Below are 21,666 nucleotides of genomic sequence, written 5' to 3'. Positions count from 1 at the left end.
GCAGCAGGCTCACGACGGTGTGGCGCAGGTCGTGGAGCCGCACGTCGGGCATCTCGACCTTGACCCGCAACTCCTCGAAGTGCCGGTTGAGGTTCCGCGGCTCCATCGGCGTGCCGAGGGTCGAGGGGAACACGAGGTCGTGGTCCTCCCAGCGGGTCGCCTTGGCCCGGTCCTCGTGGTCAGGGCGGTGCCGTGCGGCGGGGTGCACAGCATGTGCACGTGTGGGGCGCCCCGGCGTTGGAACTCGAGTTTCCAGACGCAGCGCCAGTCCTCGCCCCAGGCGCGGGCGTAGCGCTTCCGGAGCGCCTTCATGTGCCGCTTAAGCAGAGCGCCGGTGGGGACGACAGTCTGCCAGTCGCCGGGGTAGGTGAGCGTGACCATCGCTGGGAGCCGTCCCGAGGCGTACAGGGGCGTGTAGTCGAGCTCGCAGAGCCGCTTGACCATGTTCGCCCGTGACTTCCGCGACCACGACGTGATCGACGATCGCGACGGCGGCGGCTCCGGCCACTCCCCGGTGGCGACGAACGCGGCCACCGAAGCGTCCACGTCCTTCACCCGAGCTGAGCGGGCCCGTTCCTCAGTGCGCTCCCGCTTGGCCCAGTCCCGACACGCGACCTGGAAGATGCCCGGTCCGACGGTCAGCTCCCACCGCGGGCCCTCCGCGAGCGTGCCGGGCTCCTCGTGGACCGCGGGCAACATCGCGGCGGCCGCGTCGACCAGCTCGGGGGAGGGGAACGCCGGGGTCCACAGCCCCGCAACAGTGTCCGGCACCGAGTCTTCGTCGAGGTCATCGGTGGTGTCGGTGGGCCTGCGGCCCGATATGGCACATAGAACAAGCCCAGGCCGGCCGCCCCCGGCGGCCGGCGGTGCGGCCGGGTCGGACGTGGCCCCGGCCTCGCCGGCGCTCCTGCCTCCGGCCCGCGCCGGCGGGCCGGCCACGCCTCCTGCGGCCGCCACAGCGCGGGCGCCAGCAGCGGGGCTGGGCGAGTACGAGCGCCACGGATCAGGCAACCGCGACCACGACGACGGGGGACGAGAGCCAGCGGCGGAGTTGGCGAGGGAGTGGGACACGGCGGGGCTCCTCGGGTTGGAGGGGCCGTCCGGCGTGCTCGGACCGTCAGAGGACGCGCGTCATCGCCGCGGCACCCGTGAGGGCCTGCGGTGCGAGGTACGCGAGAAGGGCCGCCGAGGTCAGGCAGCCCAGCCGGTCAGAGCTGCCAGACGGCGACGACGAAGGCGATCAGGACGACGGGTCGGAGAGACTGCCTCCGGCGGCCAGGGCGGCTCCGCCCCTGGACCCAGGGCACCGGCCTCAAGAGAGCCCGTCAGGTACGAGCTCGGGGCGGGGGAGCGGCGGTGGCGGTGGGGGCGGGGTCTCTCCCTCGACGGCGCTTCCGGGGTCTGACAGCCCGGTCGCGCTCCCGCAAGGGCCACGCTCGAGGCGGGCGTGTCACCGAGGTGTCGGGATGTGGCCCTTGCCCTCGCACGCCCGACCTGTCCGAGGCGACCCCGCGCCGCCGAGGGAGAGACCCTGGCGCCGACGCGTGCGGTTTCCCAGGGCTGCGGAGGTGGGCAGCCCCAGTGCGCTGGTGGCCGACGGCTGCTAGCCGGGGCGGCCTCGGCGTTCGTTAAACAGCCAGCATCTCCGGGGCCGTCGCCGTTGTCCGGCCCGGCAGCCCCACGGGCCGCGGCCTGCTGTATTTGCCGGCGATGCGGGTACGACGGTTGTGACTCGGGCGCCGCTCCCCTCGACACGGGGCGCCCCGCCGCGGGATCGTTCCGTAGGTGCAGAGCCCACCTTCCGACCCACCACTGACAACCGACGGGGTCACGGAGCCCGGCCAGCAGGAGCGAGTGACCGCCGCTCTCCGCTCGGCCGCCGATGAGATGGCGCGCGGCACCAACTTGCGCGACATGGACAGCGTCCTGGACAGCATCGTCGTCCACGCCGTGGAGACCGTGCCCGGTGCCGACGCCGGCGGGATCACCGTGGCCGAGGACTCCAAGCTCAAGTCCAGCCACACCACGGCCCACGCCATCGGCGAACTGGACCAGCTGCAGACCGAGCTGAACGAGGGGCCCTGCATCGAGGCGGCCACGAACCCGCCGCCCGGCGGCGTCCTCGTGGTCGACGACCTCGCCGGCGACGACGCCGAGGCCTGCCCCCGCTACGCCAAGGCCGCGGTCGACGCCGGCTACCGGTCCATGTGCTCGACCCAGCTCGCCACGGGCCACGCCGGGTACCGCGCGGCCCTGAACCTCTACTCCACCACCCCGGCCGCCTTCAGCACGGAGGCCCAACTGGTCGCCGCTCTCTTCGGCGCCCAGGCCGCCGTGCTCCTCTACGGCAGCGAGACCGCAGCACAGCTGACGCGAGCCATCGACAGCCGGGACGTGATCGGTCGGGCCAAGGGCATCCTCATCGAGCGCTTCGGCGTCGACGACTCCGAGGCCTTCCAGATGCTCGTCAAGTCCTCCCAGGACACGAACCTCAAGCTCGTCAACGTCGCCACCTGGCTGTGCCAGAACGCCGTCGAACGCGGCAAAGGAAGAAGCAAGAAGGGCGGCCGCGGCGATTGAGCGGCACGACGCGGCAGGCGTCGCGAGAGTTCTTCCGTACTTCAGCAGTACTTCAGCAACCGGCCGGAGTCCAGGAGCGTCCGCCGAGGTACGCGGGCGACATCTTCCCTGCTCAGGCGACTGACCTGGACACGCTGAGTGGCGCTCCGGGCACCTGAAAAGCGATAGGTCGGCGGTTCGACCCCGCCCCTGGCCACCTCCTGACTCACTCGGTGCCTTGCACCGCGAGGGGATCGGGTAGCCGATCCGAATGTCCTCGCAGTATCCATCCGGCAGCTTCGTCCGCCCTCCCGGGACCGACCCGACGCGGCGCCGACCACGGCTGAGCTTCGAGCTGCTCGGGTGCGCGTGGAACGGCCACGTCCTCGTCGGCACCGACGCCGCCACCGTCTCCCAGGACGACGCGCTCGTCGTCCGCGACCTCGACGGCGACCGGCGCCTGCACCGGTGTCTGCGCTGCGACGCCTGGCTGATGCTCCCGACGCCCGCCGAACCGGCCCGGCAGCGGCCTGCGGACCGCGACGAGATCGTTCTCCCGACCCGCGGACGTCCCCTCAAGAGCCGCTACGTGCTGCGACTGATCGCGCTGACGCGAGTCTTCAACGTGCTGGTCCTGCTGCTCGTCCTGGGCGGCGCGATCGCCGTCCTGGTCAACCAATCGACGCTGCGCGACGACCTCCTCGCCAACGCGGCGTCGCTGCAGATCGTCATGGGTGGCCAGGCGGTGGGTCAGCTGCAGGGACTGCTCTCCGGCGGCGCGGGTCCGCTGTGGTTCATCGCGGCCGGCCTCCTCGTCCTCGTCCTGCTCGAGGGGACCGAGGGCGTCGGGCTCTGGCGGGCGACCCGGTGGGGCGAGTACCTGAGCTTCGTCCTCACGACGTTGCTGCTGGTGCCCGAGGCCCTCGAGCTGACCAGTTCGACCAGTCCCGGAACGATCATCGGGATGGTCGTCAACGTGGGCGTGGTGCTCTACCTGCTGTTCTCCAAGCGGCTGTTCGGGGTGCGCGGCGGCGCCGCGACGGTGGCGGCGGAGCGCGAGCACGACATCAGCTGGGCCGCGCTCAGGCGTCACCTCCCGGATGCGGCCGCCCCGACGAGAGTCTGACGGCCACCGGCTCGGGCCGGCCGGTCAGAAGCCCTCCGGGGCGGCTCCATCCCGCCGTCGGGAACCGTTAGCGCTGGGTCACCGTGGTGGTGTTCTTCGCCTGGTTCCAGACGATCGTGCCCTTCTGGAAGTCGTTGCGGCGTCCGCCGGTCACGGCGTACTCGTCGGTGGTCGGGTAGCCCAGCGAGGAGCGCTCCGCCCCCAGCTGCGTCCACTTCGTCCGGATGGCGTTGAAGACGGTGTGCGCCCCGGTGGCGGTCGACCAGTAGATCGACCCGTTCCCGGTGAAGGTGGCGTAGCGGCCGGCGCCGTCGGTCGTCGCCGTGATGTCGCGGGTCGGGTAGCCGAGCGCGCTCTTGGTCTCGCCGAGCGCCAGCCACTTGTCACGGAGAGGGCCGAGCAGGCCGTAGACGGCGTTCGTGGCGGAGTTCCAGTACAGCCCTCCGCCACCGGCCACCGAGAAGTTCGTGCCGCGACCCTTGCCGTCGGCGGTGACGAACTCGTCGGTCGTCGGGAACTTCAGCGTTCCGCCCGGGCCGCCGAGGGCCTTGTAGCGGGTGAGGATCGACCCGCGGACCGCATGCGCCCTGGTCGCCGACGACCAGTAGATCGATCCGCCCGCGTAGTCCTGGGCCCGTCCGCCCGCGACGTCGTAGACGGCCGCCTTCGGCGCCCCGAGGTACGACGACGCCCCGCCGAGCTGCTGGTAGTACGCCGTGACCGGGTCGGTGGCCGGCGGCGTGGTCGTGGTGGTGGGCGGGACCGTGGTGGTCGGCGGCACCGTGGTGGTGGGCGGCACGGTGGTGGTGGGCGGAACGGTCGTGGTCGGCGGGACCGTGGTGGTCGGCGGCGTGGTGCTCACGCCCGTCGCGGCGGCGTACCGCTGCAGGGCCTCGATGAAGTAGTAGTCGCCGAACATGATCCCGGTGTCGGAGGACCCCGAGGGCTTGTTCTGGGTGCCGTGCAGCAGCACCGCCTGGTTGGTGGTGCCGTCCGCGAGGTAGGCGGGCGTCGAGAGCGCCGCCAGGATGTCGCGGGCGCCGTCGAGGTAGCGGGTCTTGCGGGCGGAGTCGGTCTCCAGGGTCGAGAGCTCGACGAGGCCCGACGCGGCGATCGCAGCCGCCGAGGTGTCCCGCGGCTGTCCCGCGGTCGAGGGCAGCGAGAAGTCCCAGTAGGGCACCTTGTCCGCGGGCAGGTGGGACAGGAAGTAGTCGGCGGCGGTGCGCGCCGTGGTGAGGAACGCGGCGTCGTGGGTGAACCGGTAGGACATCGTGAAGCCGTGGACGGCCCACGCCTCGCCGCGTGACCAGGTGGAGTCGTTGCTGTAGCCCTGCGCGGTGTACTTGGACGCGACCTTGCCGGTCTTCTGGTCGTAGTTCACGACGTGCCAGCTGCCGCCGTCGGCGCGGAAGAAGTCGCGGGCCGTGGTCTTGGCGTGTGTGGCGGCCATCGTCGCCCACGTCGGGTCGCCGCCGTTCTGCGATGCCCAGAACAGCAGTTCCAGGTTCATCATGTTGTCCATGATCACCTGGTACTTCGTGGTGTCCGTGCGGGCGTCCCAGGAGCGGATCGCGCCGACGGTCGGGTTGTAGCGGGTCGCGAGGGTGCGGGCCGCGGTGAGGGTGACGGCTTTGGCGTTCGCGTCGCCGGTGAGAGTGGCGTCCTTGCCGAAGGTGTCGAAGATCTGGAACCCGACGTCGTGGCTGGTGTCGTCGGTCTTGTTCGACTCGACACCGGCCTGCCAGGCCTCCGCGCGCTGCTTCCACACCGGGTCCTGGGTGCGGGCGTACTCCTGCCACATGGCGCCGGGGAAGAAGCCGCTCGTCCAGTCGGATGCGCCCACGGTCGTCCACACGCCATTCGTGCCGGTCCGGACGGGGTAGGCCGTGGTCGCGAGCCGGCCCGCGGTCGCGGCGAGCCGGGCGTCCGCGAACGCGAGGTCACGCGCGATCGTGTCGGCGCCCAGGTCGGCCGCTCGAGCCGGCGTGGCCGTCGCGACCTGGCCCAGCGACACCAGCACGGCGATCACCGTGAGCGCCGCCGCGATCGAGGCCGGTCGCCGTCGGCGCCGACTGTTCCCGGTGCCTTCCGCCCGTCCCGTCCCGTTCATGTCTCCCCCTCCGCATGACTCCCCGTCACTTGGAGCAGTCGCATCGACCGGCCGGACGTGTTACCGGTCCTCTGATGCGTCACCCGATGTGACGCGCGCGGCGTGGACGATTGCGACCGTTCGATCGTGGACAACCAGTCCGTGAGCATGGCGATCCGCGCATGGGTCGCCTCCCGCCCACGAGAGGAAGTCCCAGCCCCGTGCCGACCACCGTTTCCGCCCTGATCACCGAAGGCGCCGACAAGCCGCTCGAGCGCTCGACGATCGAGCGCCGGGACCCGAAGCCGCACGACGTCGTCATCGACATCGCCTACGCGGGCATCTGCCACTCGGACATCCACCAGGCCCGGGACGAGTGGGGCGGCAGCGAGTTCCCGATGGTTCCCGGCCACGAGATCGCGGGCACTGTCGCCGCGGTCGGCGACGAGGTCACCGGGTTCTCCCTCGGCGACCGCGTCGGGGTCGGCTGCTTCGTCGACTCCTGCCGCGAGTGCGACAACTGCAAGGCGGGCGAGGAGCAGTTCTGCACCAAGGGTGAGGTGCAGACCTACAACGGCCGCGAGTACAGCGGCGAGCAGACCTTCGGCGGCTACTCGCAGTCGGTCGTCGTCGACGAGCACTACGTGCTGAACATCCCCGAGGGCGTGGGGCTCGACGTCGCGGCCCCGCTGCTGTGCGCCGGCATCACGCTCTACACGCCGCTGACCCACTGGGGTGCCGGCCCGGGCAAGAAGGTCGCCATCGTCGGTATGGGCGGTCTCGGCCACGTCGGCGTCAAGATCGCGCACGCGCTCGGCGCCGAGGTCACGGTCCTCTCGCAGACCCTCTCGAAGGAGGAGGACGGCAAGCGCCTCGGCGCCGACCACTACTACGCCACCTCCGACGAGTCGACGTTCTCCGAGCTCGCCAGCCGCTTCGACCTCATCGTCAACACGGTCTCGGCCGACCTCGACGTCGAGAAGTACGTGGCGCTGCTCGCCCTCGACGGCTCGATGGTCAACGTCGGCATCCCGGCGAACTCCGCGTCGATCCACGCGTTCTCGCTGGCCAACGGGCGTCGCAGCCTGTCCGGCTCGAAGATCGGCGGCATCCGCGACACCCAGAAGATGCTCGACTTCTGCGCCGAGCACCACATTGGCGCCGAGATCGAGACGATCACGGTGGACGACGTCAACAAGGCCTACGACCGCGTCGTGGACTCCGACGTCCGCTACCGCTTCGTCATCGACACCGCGAGCTTCGGGGGCTGAACCACGACGGTCCCGACGACGACGGCCCGGTCACCTCGGACGAGGTGACCGGGCCGTCGTGCGTACGGCGAGAGCGTGGGTCCTAGACGAGGCCCAGGCTCTTGAACGGGCCGCCGACCTTCAGGGCGAGGTCGCCGGGCCCGCCGTGGCCGCGGGCGTAGTCGAGCATCTTGGCGAGGTCCCCGACGCCGTTCGTCCCGGGTGCCGGGGTGAAGTTCAGCGTGGAGAGGATGCCGAGCGCCTTGCCGTCGGGCGAGAGGAAGGCGCTGCCGGAGTCACCGGGGATGCCCGGGCTCACCGTCGCGACGATGTGGCTCCAGCCGTGCCCCTGGTCGCCGAGGCTCGTGCCGACCTTCGGGCTCAGGAAGGGCACCCCGCCGCGGAGCTCGGAGTTGCCGTAGCTCGCGACCCGCTCGCCGGGGGTCGTGCCCTGCGTGTCCACGCCGGTCGGGCCGCCGAAGAAGGGCACCGCGGGGCTGACCTTCGAGACGTCGGCCGGGTCGATCTCGACCAGCGCGAGGTCGTTGTAGGCGCAGGTGTCGGCGTCCTTCTCGTGGTTGTGCTGCATCGTGAGCCACGAGTTGTAGGCGAGCTTGCCGGGCTTCGAGGCGCCGCTGATCTCCACCGGAGTGCCGAGCGGGAGTGACTTCGAGGTGCAGCCGTCGGTCTGGTCCGACGAGCCGGTGCCCGAGCAGTGGGCGGCCTGGCCCAGGTAGGTCTTGCCGCCGCCGGAGTAGACGAAGTTGGCGGTGCACTGGGCGCCGTCGGTGCGCATCTGCACGCCGGGGTGCAGGCCGCCGCCCATCGCGGCGCCGAGGTCCGGGCCTGCCGCGGGGGCGGGCGCCGGGATCGCGACGTTCGGCGCGGGCGCGGGGGTCGGCGCCTGGTCGGCCCATGCGGAGCCGAACGTGGCGGCGGTCAACGTCGCGGCTCCGAACACCACGGCCGCGAGCCGTCGTCCCTGCCGTCCTCGGCCCCTGCGCATGGACACCACCGATCTCGTCGAGCGGACCTCTCGTCGAGGTGTCAAACGCGCGTGATCGACGGAAGTGACGCACGATCCGGAGCCGGACGAATACGGACGGTGAGAACGCCGGGAGATCGAGGATCTCGCCCGCCTCAACGCGTCTGGAGCGCCGCCCAGGTGGTCGCCGCGGCGACGCCACCGTCCGCCGCCAGCGTCTGGCCGTTGAGCCAGCGGCTCTCGTTGGACATGAGGAACGCGACGACGGCCGCGATCTCGTCGGCCTCGGCGTCGCGCCCGGCGGCCGAGCGCTGCCGGGCGAGGCGGCGCGGATCGCTGGAGCGCTCGACGTCGGCGAGCTGCGGGGTGCGAACCGGCCCCGGCGCCACGGCGTTCATCCGCACGCCGTCCGGCCAGGTCAGCGTCGAGGAGGCGGTCGTGTACGCGAGCACCGCCTCCTTGGAGATGTCGTAGACCGACCGGTCGGGGCGGCGCTCCCGGCACCAGCGCAGGCCCTCGTCGAAAGAGGTCGTCGCGAGCAGCGGCCGCAGCTCCGCGAGGTGCGCCACCCAGTGCCTGCCCTCCGAGGACGACACGTTGACCACCGAGCCGCCCCGCTGGATCCGGGGGAGGAGGCGCTCGGTGAGGTGACGCATGCCGAGGAAGTTGACCGCGAGCACCTGGTCGGCGGACGACGTGCCGGGGACGCCGGCGACGTTGGCCAGCGCGTCCACCCGGTCGTCGAGCCGCTCGACCGCGGCGTCGATGCCCCGCGGGTCGGCGAGGTCGCAGCGGACGTGCGCGATCTCCCGGTCCGGCGGGTCCCGGCGGTCGAGGCCGACGACGGTCACCCCGTGGCGGGAGAGGAACTGCGCGAGGGCGCGTCCCACTCCGGAGGAGGATCCCGTGACGATGAAGACGGTGCTCATGGCACCGGTCAGAGTAGACGGGGACACGCCGGTCACGGCCAGGTGATGCTCGTCGCGTCCCCTGCTCCCCACGGGTGACCCCGGTGGTCACGCCTGGTCCGACCGGAGCAGACATCCGGGTGCTTCCGACGGCCCCGTCCGAGGGCGCGAGACGGCACCATGGGTGACGTGCAGCTCTTCCTCGTCGATGCCTTCACGTCCGTGCCCTTCACCGGCAACCCGGCCGGGGTCTGTCTGCTCGAGGACCCGGACCGTGCCGCCGACGCGGAGTGGATGCAGGACGTTGCGGCCGAGATGAACGTCTCGGAGACGGCGTTCCTCGACCTCTCCACGCTGGCGGGGACCGGGGAGATCGGCCTGCGCTGGTTCACCCCGACCGTCGAGGTGGACATCTGCGGGCACGCGACGCTCGCGTCGGCGCACGTCCTGCTCACCGAGGGGCTCGCGTCGGCGCCGCTGGCGTTCCGCACCGCGTCCGGGGTGCTGCGTGCCGACCGGGCGGGCCGCGACGCCATCGCACTGGACTTCCCGATCGACGTCCCGGTGGCGGGCATGCCCGACGGGTACTTCGCCGACGAGTTCGCCGACGCCCTCGGGGCCTCCGTGATCGCCGTGGCCCGCTGCCGCCACGACGTGCTCGTCGAGGTCTCGGAGGCCGCGGAGGTCCGCGCGCTCGAGCCGGACCTGGCCGTGCTGCGGGCCGCGACCGGGCGCGGCGTCATCGTCACCGCCGCGGCCGACGACGGCGTCGAGGACGCGGACTTCGTCTCCCGCTTCTTCGCGCCCGCCGTCGGGATCGACGAGGACCCGGTCACGGGCTCGGCGCACTGCTGCCTCGCGCCGTACTGGGCCGAGAAGCTCGGCAAGCCCTCGCTGGTCGGTGCGCAGCTCTCGCGTCGCGGCGGGACCGTGGGCGTCGAGGTCGCGGGCGACCGGGTGCTCCTGCGGGGGAACGCCGTGACGATCACCCGGGGCGAGCTCGCGGTGTAGGGGTCACGCCCGCAGCGGGGCGATCACCTGCTCGGCGAACCGGAGCACCGGCTCGGTCGAGGCCGGGTTCCCGAAGTCCATGACGAAGTGGTCGGCGCCCTGCGCGTGCCGGGCGGAGAGCTCGTCGACCAGCCGCGCCGAGTCGTCGTCGGACTCCGGCAGCGCCCGCTCCAGCGTCACCGTCACCTCGATGCCTGCCGGGTCGCGGTCGGCCTGCTCAGCCGCGCGGCGCACGATGTCGAGCCGTCGCGCCCACTCGGCGTCGTCCCGGCCGGGAGGCGCGTTCCACATGTCGGCGAGCCGGCCGACGAGGGGGAGGCCGACCTTCTCGCCCGCGGCCCCGATGCAGACGCGCGGCGGCGGGTCCGGCAGCGGTGGCGCGGCGGCCCCGTCGATGCGGAAGTACCGGCCCTCGAACGACGGGGAGTCCTGCGTCCACATCAGCCGGCAGATCGTCACGGTCTCCTCGAGCTGCGCGAACCGCACCGAGGGCCTCGGGAAGTCGTAGCCGTAGGCGGCGTACTCGTCCGCGCGCCAGCCGGCGCCGATCCCGAGGACGAACCGGCCGCCGGAGAGGTGCGCCAAGGTGGCGGCCATCTTCGCGAGCAACGGCGGGTACCGGTACCCGACACCGAGGACGTGGTGGCAGAGCTCGACCCGCTCGTGCCGGGCGGCGAGCCAGGTCAGCGTCGTCCACGCCTCCATGAACGGATCGGTCGGCGTGTCCATCCCGTAGAAGTGGTCGGCCAGCCACAGCGAGTCGAAGTGGGGCAGGGCCACGGGAAGGATCGTGGTGTCCTGGTCGACCACGATCGGCCTGCGGTCGCTGAAGCGGTTGCCGATCGCGGGGGAGAGCCAGCCGAACCGGGGCGTCCTCGTCATCTACAGGTCTCCACCTTCGTCGAGCAGCCGGTCGATCTCCCGGCGCAGCAGGCCCAGGCGGGCCTCGCGCACCAGCGGGATGTCCCGGCGCCGTCGTCGCACGTCGGCCAGGTCGATCTCCACGGTGAGGGTCTGCTCGGCGTCGGGACCCTCCTCGCACTCCCCGACGACCTCGCCCCAGGGATCCACGATGTGCGAGCCGCCCCAGAACGTCAGCCCGCCCTCGACGCCCACGCGGTTCACGAACACCACGAACAGCTGGTAGATGCGCCCGTAGAAGGTGGTGATGTTGCGCCAGTACTCGCGGGAGTCGTAGCGCTCCGGGGACATCGACTGCGCCGAGTTCGCGGGCACGAGCAGCAGGTGCGCGCCGTCCTGGGTGGACAGGAACGCCACCTGCGGCTGCCAGGCGTCGTTGCAGATCAGCGTGGCCGCGCGGTGCCGTCCGCCGCGGACCCCGTAGGCGCGGGAGTGCTGGCCGGGCAGGAAGTGCTTGCGTTCCTCGAACGTCGAGTACGTCGGCAGGTAGAGCTTGCGGTGGACGTGCACGAGGTTGCCGTCCTCGTAGTAGCCCGCGCTGTTGTAGGTGTGCAGGCCGTGGCTGCCCGCCTCGGGGTAGCCCAGGAGCATCCCCGCACCGCCCGCGCGCTGCGACAGGCGCAGCAGCCTGCGGTCGTCGGGGGCGAGCGAGAGGTCGTGCGACACCTCGCCGATCTGGTAGCCGGACAGCGCGAGCTCCGGGAAGATGACGAGGTCTGACTCGGCCTCGACCGCCTCGCCGAGCACCCGCTCGGCGCGCTTGAGGTTGCCGTCGAGGTCCCCGAGGGTGGCATCGGTCTGGGCCAGGGTGATCCGCACGATGGCTCCTCGGTCGCTTCTCGGACGGCGGTCGCGAGCGGAGCCGATCGGCAGGCGCCTCCGGCCCCTACCGCGGTCGGCGCGCCCGGCGCGCGAGCACGACCGCGCCGAGGACGACACCTCCGAGGACGACAGCCCCGGCGGTACCGATCAGCGCGACCGCGCGCGCCCCGGAGTCTGCATCCCCGCTCCCGGCGAGGTCGACCCGGCCCGGTCCACCGTTGTCCGATGCCCCCGCCGGGTTCCCGGCGGCGGTGACGACCGGGGTGGACAAGGCGGCGACGGGGTCGACGATCCCGCCCCCGACGGCGTCGTCGCGCGGTCCCGTCGCCTGCGCGGTGGCGACGATCCGGGCGGTCACCTCGCGCGCGGTGAGGTCCGGGAACCGGGCCCGGACCAGCGCCGCCATCCCGGCCACGTAGGGCGCCGCGAAGCTCGACCCCTCGATCGGGGAGCCGGCCGGGTCGCCGGTGCGCGCCCCGGCCGCCTGCACGCGGTCGACGAGCCCGGGGCCCGTCGGCGAGAGGGAGACGACGTCGGTGCCCGGCGCGGCCACCGACACCCACGGCCCGCGGACCGTGCGCGGCGACGGGCGGCCGTCCTGCCCGACGTAGCCGACCGAGAGCACGTCGTCGCCGAACCACGCGGGCGCGACGATCTGATCCCTCCGGGCCGGGTCGTCCTCGGCGGTGCCCGACGGGTCGGACTGCACGCAGGCGCCGGACCCGGCGTTGCCCGCCGCGGCCACCACGACGACGTCCCGGTCCACCGCGGCGCGGATCGCGGCCCGCAGCGGTGCGAGCACGCGCGGCGCCACCGCGGCGGGCAGGCAGGCGGCCTCCGAGACGTTGACGACGGTGGCGCCGAGGTCCACGGCGTGCAGCACGGCCCGGGCGAGCGTGACGACGTCGCCCGCCCCGGGGTCGGTGCGCCCGCCCGCCACCACCGTGGCGCTGCTCTGCCGGATCGCGAGGACGCGGGCCTCCGGCGCCACGCCGACGAACCCGCCGGGTCCCGACGACGGGTCGGGCGCGGCCGCGACGATGCCCGCGACGAGCGTGCCGTGCCCGTCGCAGTCGGTGGTCCCGGTGCGGCCCGGGCCCACGAAGTCGCCGCCGTCGACGAGCCGGCCCGCCAGGCGTGGGTGCGGCGCGACGCCGGTGTCGATGACGGCGACCGTCTGCCCCGCCCCGCGGCCCCAGCGCCACGCGTCGGTGATCCGCAGGCGTTCCTGTGCCCAGGAGGAGGCGCCCGGGCCTGCCCCGTCGCCGAGCCCGGTGCCCGCGTCCTCGCCGGAGGCGTCCCCGAGCGGCGAGACACAGGCGACCCGCTGCTGCGCGCCCGGCAGCGGCGAGGGCGTCGGGTCGAGCCCGGCGAGCAGCGACGGGTCCGGGGCCGGCGGGCCGGGCACCGCGGCGGAGGCGGCGGGCGCGGTGACGGCGGCAGGTGCGGTGGCGACGGCGACGGCGAGAAGGGTGCCGAGAAGCACCCCCGCCGCCCGCCCGCCCCCGACCACGGGGCGAGCGTAGAGCGGGCGGATCGCCCGTCAGGTCCGTTTCGCGGAGTCCGTTCCCGTGAGTACGGGTGTCGGCTCGCGAGCGCGCCTAGGCTGGGGACGTGCCCCGACCCGTCATCCTCACGGTGGACGACGATCCCGGGGTCTCCCGGGCCGTCGCGCGCGACCTCCGTCGCGAGTACGGCGAGTACCACCGAATCGTCCGAGCCGACTCCGGCGACGCCGCCCTGGAGGCCCTGCGGGAGATCGCGCTGCGTGGCGAGCAGGTCGCCGTGATCCTCGCCGACCAGCGCATGCCGCGCATGAGCGGCGTCGAGTTCCTCGAGCGCGCCATGGATCTCTTCCCGCGCGCCCGCCGCGTCCTGCTCACCGCGTACGCCGACACCGAGGCAGCGATCACCGCGATCAACGTCGTCGACCTCGACCACTACCTGCTCAAGCCCTGGGACCCTCCCGAGGAGAAGCTGTACCCCGTCGTCGACCAGCTCCTCGAGGCGTGGCGGCGCACGCCCGACCGGCCGGCCACCCAGACCCGGATCGTCGGCCACCGCTGGTCCGCGCGCTCCTACGAGCTGCGTGACCTGCTCGCCCGCAACCAGGTCCCGTTCCGCTTCTACCTCGCCGACGACCCCGAGGGCCACCGGCTGCTCGAGGCCGGCGGACTCGACGGCGCGCGGTTGCCCGTCGTCGTCACCGGGGAGGGCGAAGCCCTGGTGGACCCGAGCGACGCCGAGGTGGCCGAGAAGGCCGGACTCGCGACGCACGCGACCGCGGAGCTCTACGACCTCGCCGTCGTCGGCGGCGGCCCCGGCGGGCTCGGCGCGGCCGTCTACGGCGGGTCGGAGGGTCTGCGCACCGTGCTCGTGGAGTCGGTGGCGACCGGTGGGCAGGCCGGCACGTCGAGCCGCATCGAGAACTACCTGGGCTTCCCCGACGGCGTCTCGGGCGCCCAGCTCACCGACCGCGCGCGGCGCCAGGCGGTGAAGTTCGGCGTGGAGGTCCTCACGACGCGGACCGTCACCGGCCTCGCGACCCACGGCGGGGCCCGCGTGCTGACCTTCGACGACGGCAGCGAGATCACCGCCCACTCCGTCGTCCTGGCCACCGGCGTCTCGTACCGGACCCTCGACGTCCCGGGACTCACCGAGCTCGCCGGCCTGGGGGTCTACTACGGCGCTGCCACCACCGAGGCACCGTCCTGCGCCGGGGAGACGGTGTACGTCGTCGGCGGCGCGAACTCGGCCGGACAGGCCGCGATGAACTTCTCCCGCTACGCCGAGCGCGTCGTCATGCTGGTGCGCGGGCCGTCACTGCAGGCGTCGATGTCGCAGTACCTCATCGAGCAGCTCGAGGCCGTCGAGCACATCGAGGTCCGGACCTGCACCGAGGTCGTCGGGGCGTCCGGGGACGACCATCTGGAGAAGCTGACCCTGCGCGACCGGAACTCCGGCGACGAGCAGGTGGTCGACGCGCACTGGCTCTTCGTCTTCATCGGCGCCGAGCCACGCACCGACTGGCTCGACGGCGTCGTCGTCCGCGACGACCGCGGGTTCGTCCTCTCGGGCCCGGATCTGCCGGCGGCCCCGGATTCGCGGGGCCCGTCGGGATGGGAACCGGAGCGGGATCCGTTCCACCTGGAGACCTCCCTGCCCGGGGTGTTCGCCGTCGGCGACGTCCGGGGCGGGTCGGTGAAGCGCGTGGCCTCCGCCGTCGGCGAGGGCGCGATGGCGGTGAGCCTGGTGCACCGCTGGTTGGAGAACAGATGACCACCACCGAACGTCCGGAACTGGACCCCGCCGCCCTGCGGGAGCTCTTCCTCTTCGAGTCCCTCGACGACGCCCAGCTCGCCTGGATCGGCGAGCACGCCGACGTCGTCGACGCGCCCGCGGGGCAGGACGTGTGCCGTGAGGGCGAGCCCGCACGCTGCTTCTGGGTCCTCTGTCGCGGCGAGATCGCCCTCATCCGCCATTCCCGCGGCGACGAGGTCGAGATCAGCCGGTCCACGACGCCCGGGACGTACGGCGGCTCGACCGAGGCCTTCGTTCCCGGCGTCGAGCAGACCTACAAGCACACGCTGCGCGCGTGCTCCGACGCCACGCTGCTCGCCCTGCCCGCCGAGACCTGGTCGGTGGCGCTGCGGGAGTGGTTCCCCCTGGCGATGCACCTCGTCGCGGGGCTCTTCATCGGCATGCAGCGGTCGTCCACGGCGATCGGGGAGCGGGAGCGGCTGCTCGCGCTCGGCTCGCTCTCGGCGGGCCTGACCCACGAGCTCAACAACCCGGCCGCGGCGGCCATCCGGGCCACCGAGTCACTGCGCGACCGCGTCGCGGGCATGCGCCACAAGCTGGCCATGCTGGCCTCGGGGAAGCTCGACGGGGCGGTCGTCGCACAGCTGGTCGACCTGCAGGAGGAGGCCGTGCTCGGGGTCGCGACCGCGCCCGAGCTGACCGCCATGCAGACCTCCGACGCGGAGGACGAGGTCGGCGACTGGCTGGACGAGCGCGAGATCGACGGCGCCTGGGATCTCGCCGCCGTGTTCGTGGCGGGTGGGCTCGACGCCGAGTGGCTGGCGAAGGTCGAGCGGACGGTGCCCGACGGCACCCTGGGGGCGGCGGTGCGCTGGATCGCCTACGCCGTCGAGACCGAGACGCTCATGGGCGAGATCACCGACGCGACCGGGCGGATCGGGACCCTGGTCAACGCCGCGCGGCAGTACTCGCAGCTCGACCGCGCCCCGTACCAGCCCTCCGACCTGCGGGTGCTGATCAAGTCGACCCTGACGATGCTCTCGCGCAAGCTCGAGGGGATCGAGCTGGTCAAGGACTTCGACCCCGAGCTGCCGCTGGTGCCCTGCTATCCGGCGGAGCTGAACCAGGTCTGGACCAACATCGTCGACAACGCGGTCTCCGCCATGGCCGGTTCGGGGACGCTGACGGTCCGCACCCGGCGCGAGAACCAGACGGCCATCGTCGAGATCTCCGACACCGGCCCCGGCATCCCCGAGGAGGTCCGGCCGCGGATCTTCGAGCCGTTCTTCACGACGAAGGACGTCGGCGAGGGGACGGGTCTGGGCCTCGACATCTCGTGGCGGATCGTCGTCACGAAGCACCACGGCGACATCCGGGTGCGCAGCGGGTCGGACGGGACGACGTTCGAGATCCGGTTGCCGTTGACCTGATCGTCACGTCGGCGAGGTCGGGCTGAACCGCGTGCCGCACACACTTGCGGCCCCGCGGCATCCCGCGCGAGAGGGTGGCGGCAGCCGGGCGGGCCATTGAGCCGCCGCCGCCGCGCCTGCGCGTGATGCGCAAGGTCTGCTCGGGATCCCGGGCCGCGTCGAGAAGGACGTGTGCCCGCACAGGCGGCGGACGGGCGATCGAGTGTGTGCGCCGCGCGTCGGTCCACGGGGAAGAAACGGAGCCGACCGTCCCCTTCGTCCGGTTAACCGGCGTGTCACATATGGTTACGTGAGCTAAACAAATGGGGTAACCACGACCTGTCGTCGACGACAGGAGGCAGCCCCATGTGTGGCATCGCAGGAACGGTGGACTTCGCCGGGAACTTCGCCGAGGACCCCGCCGCGCGCGCGGCCGCCCAGGCCATGACGGACACCATGGCCTGCCGCGGACCGGACGACGAGGGCCTCTGGACGACCCGCCACGCCGCGCTCGGCCACCGCAGGCTCGCGATCATCGACGTGCCCGGCGGGCGCCAGCCGATGGTGCTCGACGACTCGGTGACCGGGGACACCCGCCTCGCGATCGTGTACTCCGGCGAGGTCTACAACTTCACCGAGCTGCGTACCGAGCTCCAGGGCAAGGGCCACCGCTTCCGCACCGACTCCGACACCGAGGTCATCCTGCACGGCTGGCTGGAGTGGGGTGAGGACGTCGTCGAGCGCCTCAACGGGATGTTCGCGTTCGCGCTGTGGGATACCCGCACCGAGGATCTCTTCCTGGTCCGCGACCGCATGGGCATCAAGCCGCTGTACTACTACCCGACGCCGGACGGAGTGTTGTTCGGCTCCGAGCCGAAGGCGATCCTCGCCCACCCGGGCGCCGAGGCCGTCGTCGACCTCGACGGGCTGCGCGAGTTGCTCTCGCACGTCAAGACCCCCGGCCACGGCGGCTACCGCGGCATGCATGAGGTCCGCCCCGGCTCGCTGGTCCGCATCCGCCACGAGGGCCTCTCGATCCGCCGCTACTGGAAGCTCGAGGCCATCGAGCACACCGACGACCGCGACACCACCGTCGGGCGCGTCCGCGAGCTGCTCGACGACATCGTCGGCCGGCAGCTGATCTCCGACGTCCCGCTGTGCTCGCTGCTCTCCGGCGGGCTGGACTCGTCGGCGATCACCGCACTGGCGGCGCAGCAGCTGAAGGCGGAGGGCGCCGGGCCGGTGCGCTCGTTCTCCGTGGACTTCGTCGGCTACGAGGACGCCTTCGCCGCCGACCCGATGCGCGACACCCCGGACGGTCCCTACGTCCGGGAGCTGGCCGAGTACGTGGCGGCCGACCACGAGGCGATCACGCTCTCGAACGACGACCTCATGGACCCCGGCGCCCGCGCCGCCGTCCTGCGGGCCCGCGACCTGCCACTCTCGCTCGGCGACATGGACACCTCGCTCTACCTGCTGTTCAAGGCCATCCGGGGGCGCTCGACGGTGGCGCTGTCCGGGGAGTCGGCCGACGAGGTGTTCGGTGGCTATCGCTGGTTCCACGACGCCGACGCGGTCAACGCCGACACCTTCCCGTGGATGGCGGCGCGCTCGAGCCCGCTGGACCACGAGCGCAGCTTCTTCGACCCCGACCTCCTGAAGGCCCTCGACCTCCCGGGGTACGTCGCCCAGTCGTACCGCGACGCGCTCGCCGAGGTCCCGCACGTCGACGGCGTCTCGGCGCAGGAGCGGCGGATGCGCGAGGTCTGCTACCTGCACCTGACCCGCTTCGTGCAGATCCTGCTCGACCGCAAGGACCGCATGTCGATGGCCAGCGGGCTCGAGGTCCGCGTGCCGTTCTGCGACCACCGGCTCGTCCAGTACGTGTTCAACACCCCGTGGTCGCTCAAGACGTTCGACGGCCGGGAGAAGTCGCTGCTCCGCGCCGCGACCCGGGACGTCCTGCCCGCCTCGATCGTCGAGCGCGTGAAGAGCCCGTACCCCTCGACCCAGGATCCGGCCTACGAGAAGGCGGTGCGCGGGGACCTCGCCGACCTGCTCGGCGACCGCGATGCCCCGGTGCGCCGGCTCATCGCGCCCGAGAAGATCCGCGAAGCGGTGGACGCACCGTCGGAGTCGGGCACGAGCCTCGAGGTCGACCGCGCGCAGATGGAGAACGTGCTCCAGCTCAACGCCTGGATGACCGGCTACTCGCCGACCGTTCAGACCAGCTGACGGAGCGCGGGGCGCCGTGCGGGGCGCCCCCCGATCGCCGTGGGGCAGCACGGCGACCGGGGGGCGCGGAAACCCCGTGCGGCCGGGCGCGGTCGGTCGCACGGGGTGTCAGGGGCGCGTCATCGCGCTGAGGAGGTCGCCGGCCTCCCCGGGGCGTCATAGGTGTAACGCTCGGGGCGCCGACGACGATGCGGGGCGATCCGGACCCTCTGGTCGCTTCGCATCACAGCCTCTCGCGGTTCACCCGGTCGGGTCGCTGACACGATGGGGGCACAATTCGTGGGGTGAGCGCACTGGCACCGGAGCAGGAGTCGGCCGCACGGCCGGCCGGTGGGGCCGGGTTGACCGGCCTCGCGGACGACGAGAACAAGCGCGCGCGGTTGCGACGCATGAAGGTCGTGGCGACGGGTTTCCTCGTCGGGGCCGCGATCGTGTGGATCGTCTTCCTCGCGTGGGAGCACCACGGGGGGCCGGCGTTCACCGGATACGTCCGCGCCGCGGCGGAGGCGGGGATGGTCGGCGCGTTCGCCGACTGGTTCGCCGTCACCGCGCTCTTCCGGCACCCCCTGGGGCTGAAGATCCCCCACACCGCGATCATCCCGCGCAAGAAGGACCAGCTCGGGGACAGCCTGTCCGACTTCGTCGGCGAGAACTTCCTCGCGGTGCCGGTGGTCAGCGAGAAGCTCCGCTCGGCGCGGATCGCGAGCCGGGCCGGGGCCTGGATCTCACGGCGGGAGAACGCCGAGCGGGTCACCGCCGAGGCCGCCACCGTCGTGCGCGGCGCCGTCGCGGTGCTGCGCGACGACGAGGTGCAGGCGGTCATCGACCAGGCCGTCACCCGCCGCGTGGTCGCCCAGCAGTGGGGGCCGCCGATGGGCAAGCTGCTCGAGGGAATCCTGGACGACGGCTCGCACCGTCGCGTCGTCGACCTGATCTGCGACCGCGCCTATGACTGGGTGCGCCTCAACTACGACACCGTGATGACGCTGGTCAGCAAGCAGGCCCCCACCTGGTCGCCGCGCTTCGTCGACGGCCTGATCGGCGACCGGCTCTACGCCGAGGCGCTGTCGTTCGCGTGGGCCGTGAAGTCCGATCAGGACCACCCGCTGCGCAAGGCCATCGACCGGTTCCTCACGAGCTTCGCCGGCGACCTGCAGCACGAGCCGGACACGATCTCGCGTGTCGAGGCGATCAAGGCCCAGCTCCTCGAGCACCCCGACGTCCAGGGGCTCATCAGCAGGGCCTGGGCCACCGGGAAGGCGATGATCCTCGACGCCGCGGAGGACCCGTCGAGCGAGCTGCGGCGCCGGGTCACCGACGGCGTGAGCCGCTTCGGCGAGCGGATGGTGCTCGACGAGGCGCTGCGCGAGAAGGTCGACTCCTGGATCGTCGACGCGGCGTCGTACATCGTGAGCCGCTACGCCGCGGAGATCACCGCGCTGATCTCGGACACCGTGAAGCGCTGGGACGGGCCGGAGACCTCACGCAAGATCGAGCTCCAGGTCGGCCGCGACCTCCAGTTCATCCGGATCAACGGCACCGTCGTGGGCGCGCTCGCCGGGCTGATCATCTACACGGTCGGCGAGCTGGTCGTCGGCTGAGCCGGGTCGTCAGAGGGCTGCGCCGACCACGAGACCGAGCGCGGCCGCGCCCAGGCCCGCAAAGGTCTGGATGACGACGTCGAGCACCGCGTGGGTGCGCTCACCGGCCTCGGCCAGGCGCACCGTCTCGTACCCGAGCGTCGACCAGGTGGAGAGCCCGCCGCAGAACCCGGTCCCGACGACGGCCGCGACCACCGACCCCGCGGAGCCCCCGACGACGACGCCCAGCACCAGCGAGGCGGTCAGGTTGACGGTGACCGTGCCCCACGGGAACGACGTGCCGTGCGCGGACTGCACCGCGCGGTCGGTCAGGTAGCGCAGCGGTGCGCCGACGGCGGCGCCGAGCACGACCCAGAGCGCGGTCACCGGCGTCCTCCCGACGCGGTGGCCCGGGCGAGGGTCAGGCCGAGCGCCGAGGCGCCGACCGACCCGAGCACCGTGGCGGCGAGGTAGCCGAGCGCCACGCCGAGATGGCCTCCGGCGAGCAGGCCCTGGGTGTCCACCGCGAACGTCGAGAACGTCGTGAAGCCACCGAGGACCCCGACGCCGAGGAACGGCCGGACGAGCGGGTGGGCCTCGCGGACCTCGGCGACGTGCACGACGAGCACCCCCATGAGCAGGCACCCGACCACGTTGATGACCAGCGTCGACGTCGGGAACCCGCCGTGCGGGGCGGGCCAGGCGAGCCCGATCCCCCAGCGGGCGAGCGCGCCGAGCGCCCCGCCGAGCGATACCGCGGCGACGGCGGCACCCTGGCCGCGCAGCACGGCGGTGCCGGGTTCGCGCCCGGCGATCACGTCCTCGGCGATCTCCGGATCGTGCTCGTGGCTCACGGCGGCTCCCTGGGCGCGGTCGGTGACCGACCCTCGGGCGGGCCGGTTCGTCGGGCTCCAGGGACCGTTGGCGCCGGCCACGTCGCCGGGTGCAGTGCCGGTGGCGACGGATCGGTGCGGTTGTCGGCGGGCCCCACCGCCATCGTCGGCAACGCTAGCGCGAGCGTCGTCGCAGCGCACGGACGGACCGTTGAAACGATCACTGAGACTGTGCGACACACCACGTCATCAGCGCAAACAGAGTGCTTGCACGAGCTAGCACTCGTGTTAGCGTGGTTGTCAGACGGCATCGAGTCCGGGTGCCACGGACGGAGACCCGAGCCGGTCGCCCCGTCCGGTCGACCACGAGCCACAACCTCTCAGGAGTGATCATCATGGCTGTCACCTTCCCGACCAAGTTCGACGTCCGCGAGGCCCGCGACCAGGCCAACAAGCTCGCCTCGGAGGCCTGGGACCCGTTCCGCTCGCCGTCGCTGGCCCTGCTCGGCCTCGGCGACTACGCCGTGGCCAGCGCTCAGGACGCCTTCTCCAAGGTCCAGTCCGGCGCCACCGAGGTCCAGGCCCGCGTCGAGGACCTGCCCTCCGAGCTGCAGGAGCTGCGCCACAAGCTCACCGCCGAGGACTTCCGCAAGCTCGCCGACTCCTACGTCAAGGCC

General features: G+C 72.5%; 16 protein-coding genes and 3 pseudogenes. 9 read left to right on the top strand and 10 right to left on the bottom strand.

The window, feature by feature from the left end; translation table 11 throughout:
* Together VGI02_RS10865 and VGI02_RS29215 are read right to left on the bottom strand one after the other, a co-directional pair.
* Positions 1–208, bottom strand: a pseudogene (locus VGI02_RS10865) (site-specific integrase); the annotation flags it as partial.
* 23 nt (positions 209–231) lie between these two features.
* Positions 232–381 (bottom strand): annotated as a pseudogene (locus tag VGI02_RS29215) (hypothetical protein); the annotation flags it as partial.
* Positions 382–1,854: 1,473 nt separating this feature from the next.
* Between VGI02_RS29215 and VGI02_RS10860 the strand changes: the two are divergent.
* Complete coding sequence (locus tag VGI02_RS10860) at positions 1,855–2,580, top strand: GAF and ANTAR domain-containing protein (RefSeq protein WP_331627357.1); 726 nt, start codon at positions 1,855–1,857, stop codon at positions 2,578–2,580.
* Between the two features lie 250 nt (positions 2,581–2,830).
* Positions 2,831–3,685 carry a DUF2127 domain-containing protein gene (locus tag VGI02_RS10855; protein ID WP_331627356.1) on the top strand — a complete coding sequence of 285 codons (855 nt, stop codon included), beginning with the start codon at positions 2,831–2,833 and terminating at the stop codon, positions 3,683–3,685.
* A 67-nt stretch (positions 3,686–3,752) separates the two neighbouring features.
* On the opposite strand, the gene VGI02_RS10850 is transcribed toward VGI02_RS10855, so the two are convergent.
* The gene (locus tag VGI02_RS10850; RefSeq protein ID WP_331627355.1) at positions 3,753–5,795 is read right to left on the bottom strand and encodes a hypothetical protein; all 2,043 of its coding nucleotides are present in this window, start codon (positions 5,793–5,795) and stop codon (positions 3,753–3,755) included.
* Positions 5,796–5,995: 200 nt separating this feature from the next.
* Here VGI02_RS10850 and VGI02_RS10845 point away from each other — a divergent pair, with 200 nt between their 5' ends.
* The gene (locus tag VGI02_RS10845) at positions 5,996–7,045 is read left to right on the top strand and encodes an NAD(P)-dependent alcohol dehydrogenase (RefSeq protein ID WP_331627354.1); all 1,050 of its coding nucleotides are present in this window, start codon (positions 5,996–5,998) and stop codon (positions 7,043–7,045) included.
* Between the two features lie 82 nt (positions 7,046–7,127).
* On the opposite strand, the gene VGI02_RS10840 is transcribed toward VGI02_RS10845, so the two are convergent.
* Positions 7,128–8,030, bottom strand: coding sequence for a serine protease (locus VGI02_RS10840; RefSeq protein WP_331627353.1), 903 nt, complete (start codon positions 8,028–8,030; stop codon positions 7,128–7,130).
* Positions 8,031–8,164: 134 nt separating this feature from the next.
* Complete coding sequence (locus tag VGI02_RS10835; RefSeq protein WP_331627352.1) at positions 8,165–8,938, bottom strand: coniferyl-alcohol dehydrogenase; 774 nt, start codon at positions 8,936–8,938, stop codon at positions 8,165–8,167.
* A 159-nt stretch (positions 8,939–9,097) separates the two neighbouring features.
* Between VGI02_RS10835 and VGI02_RS10830 the strand changes: the two genes are divergently transcribed.
* Positions 9,098–9,928, top strand: a complete 831-nt coding sequence (locus tag VGI02_RS10830; RefSeq protein WP_331627351.1) for a PhzF family protein — start codon at positions 9,098–9,100, stop codon at positions 9,926–9,928.
* Positions 9,929–9,931: 3 nt separating this feature from the next.
* Here the strand turns inward: VGI02_RS10830 and VGI02_RS10825 are convergent, their stop codons facing one another.
* The 3 genes from VGI02_RS10825 to mycP all read right to left on the bottom strand — a co-directional run bounded on the left by VGI02_RS10825 (position 9,932) and on the right by mycP (position 13,184).
* Entirely contained in the window at positions 9,932–10,810 is an 879-nt protein-coding gene (locus VGI02_RS10825) for an LLM class flavin-dependent oxidoreductase (protein WP_331627350.1), read from the bottom strand.
* Positions 10,811–11,668 (bottom strand): nitrilase-related carbon-nitrogen hydrolase, encoded by an 858-nt coding sequence (locus VGI02_RS10820; protein WP_331627349.1) that lies wholly within the window; start codon positions 11,666–11,668, stop codon positions 10,811–10,813.
* A 67-nt stretch (positions 11,669–11,735) separates the two neighbouring features.
* Positions 11,736–13,184, bottom strand: coding sequence for a type VII secretion-associated serine protease mycosin (gene mycP / locus VGI02_RS10815; protein ID WP_331627348.1), 1,449 nt, complete (start codon positions 13,182–13,184; stop codon positions 11,736–11,738).
* A gap of 101 nt (positions 13,185–13,285) precedes the next feature.
* Here mycP and VGI02_RS10810 point away from each other — a divergent pair, with 101 nt between their 5' ends.
* From VGI02_RS10810 to VGI02_RS10795, 4 genes are all read left to right on the top strand, one after another.
* Entirely contained in the window at positions 13,286–14,950 is a 1,665-nt protein-coding gene (locus tag VGI02_RS10810) for an NAD(P)/FAD-dependent oxidoreductase (RefSeq protein WP_331627347.1), read from the top strand.
* Complete coding sequence (locus VGI02_RS10805; protein ID WP_331627346.1) at positions 14,947–16,362, top strand: ATP-binding protein; 1,416 nt, start codon at positions 14,947–14,949, stop codon at positions 16,360–16,362. The genes VGI02_RS10810 and VGI02_RS10805 overlap by 4 nt, the downstream gene beginning before the upstream one ends.
* A 345-nt stretch (positions 16,363–16,707) precedes the next feature.
* Positions 16,708–18,576 (top strand): asparagine synthase (glutamine-hydrolyzing), encoded by a 1,869-nt coding sequence (gene asnB / locus VGI02_RS10800; RefSeq protein WP_331627345.1) that lies wholly within the window; start codon positions 16,708–16,710, stop codon positions 18,574–18,576.
* A gap of 284 nt (positions 18,577–18,860) precedes the next feature.
* Positions 18,861–20,177: a DUF445 domain-containing protein gene (locus tag VGI02_RS10795; protein WP_331627344.1), complete on the top strand. Its 1,317-nt coding sequence runs from the start codon at positions 18,861–18,863 to the stop codon at positions 20,175–20,177.
* A gap of 9 nt (positions 20,178–20,186) precedes the next feature.
* Here VGI02_RS10795 and VGI02_RS10790 read toward each other — a convergent pair whose 3' ends face one another.
* Both VGI02_RS10790 and crcB read right to left on the bottom strand, forming a co-directional pair.
* Positions 20,187–20,543, bottom strand: coding sequence for a fluoride efflux transporter FluC (locus VGI02_RS10790; protein WP_331627343.1), 357 nt, complete (start codon positions 20,541–20,543; stop codon positions 20,187–20,189).
* The gene (gene crcB / locus VGI02_RS10785; RefSeq protein WP_331627342.1) at positions 20,540–21,010 is read right to left on the bottom strand and encodes a fluoride efflux transporter CrcB; all 471 of its coding nucleotides are present in this window, start codon (positions 21,008–21,010) and stop codon (positions 20,540–20,542) included. Before crcB ends, VGI02_RS10790 begins: the two co-directional genes overlap by 4 nt.
* A gap of 374 nt (positions 21,011–21,384) precedes the next feature.
* Here crcB and VGI02_RS10780 point away from each other — a divergent pair.
* Positions 21,385–21,666, top strand: a pseudogene (locus tag VGI02_RS10780) (hypothetical protein); the annotation flags it as partial.

This window comes from Actinomycetospora sp. (assembly GCF_036497245.1).
Taxonomy (GTDB): Bacteria; Actinomycetota; Actinomycetes; order Mycobacteriales; family Pseudonocardiaceae; genus Actinomycetospora.
Note: the sequence above shows the minus strand (reverse complement) of the source record. Positions and strands in the feature narration are given on the sequence as shown.

Bases quoted from the DNA above. Each gene is read 5' to 3' on its own strand.
- VGI02_RS10825 (WP_331627350.1), bottom strand. From the start codon at position 10,810: ATGACGAGGACGCCCCGGTTCGGCTGGCTCTCCCCCGCGATCGGCAAC.
- VGI02_RS10855 (WP_331627356.1), top strand. From the start codon at position 2,831: ATGTCCTCGCAGTATCCATCCGGCAGCTTCGTCCGCCCTCCCGGGACC.
- VGI02_RS10830 (WP_331627351.1), top strand. From the start codon at position 9,098: ATGGGTGACGTGCAGCTCTTCCTCGTCGATGCCTTCACGTCCGTGCCC.
- VGI02_RS10805 (WP_331627346.1), top strand. From the start codon at position 14,947: ATGACCACCACCGAACGTCCGGAACTGGACCCCGCCGCCCTGCGGGAG.
- asnB (WP_331627345.1), top strand. From the start codon at position 16,708: ATGTGTGGCATCGCAGGAACGGTGGACTTCGCCGGGAACTTCGCCGAG.
- VGI02_RS10850 (WP_331627355.1), bottom strand. From the start codon at position 5,795: ATGAACGGGACGGGACGGGCGGAAGGCACCGGGAACAGTCGGCGCCGA.
- VGI02_RS10835 (WP_331627352.1), bottom strand. From the start codon at position 8,938: ATGAGCACCGTCTTCATCGTCACGGGATCCTCCTCCGGAGTGGGACGC.
- VGI02_RS10840 (WP_331627353.1), bottom strand. From the start codon at position 8,030: ATGCGCAGGGGCCGAGGACGGCAGGGACGACGGCTCGCGGCCGTGGTG.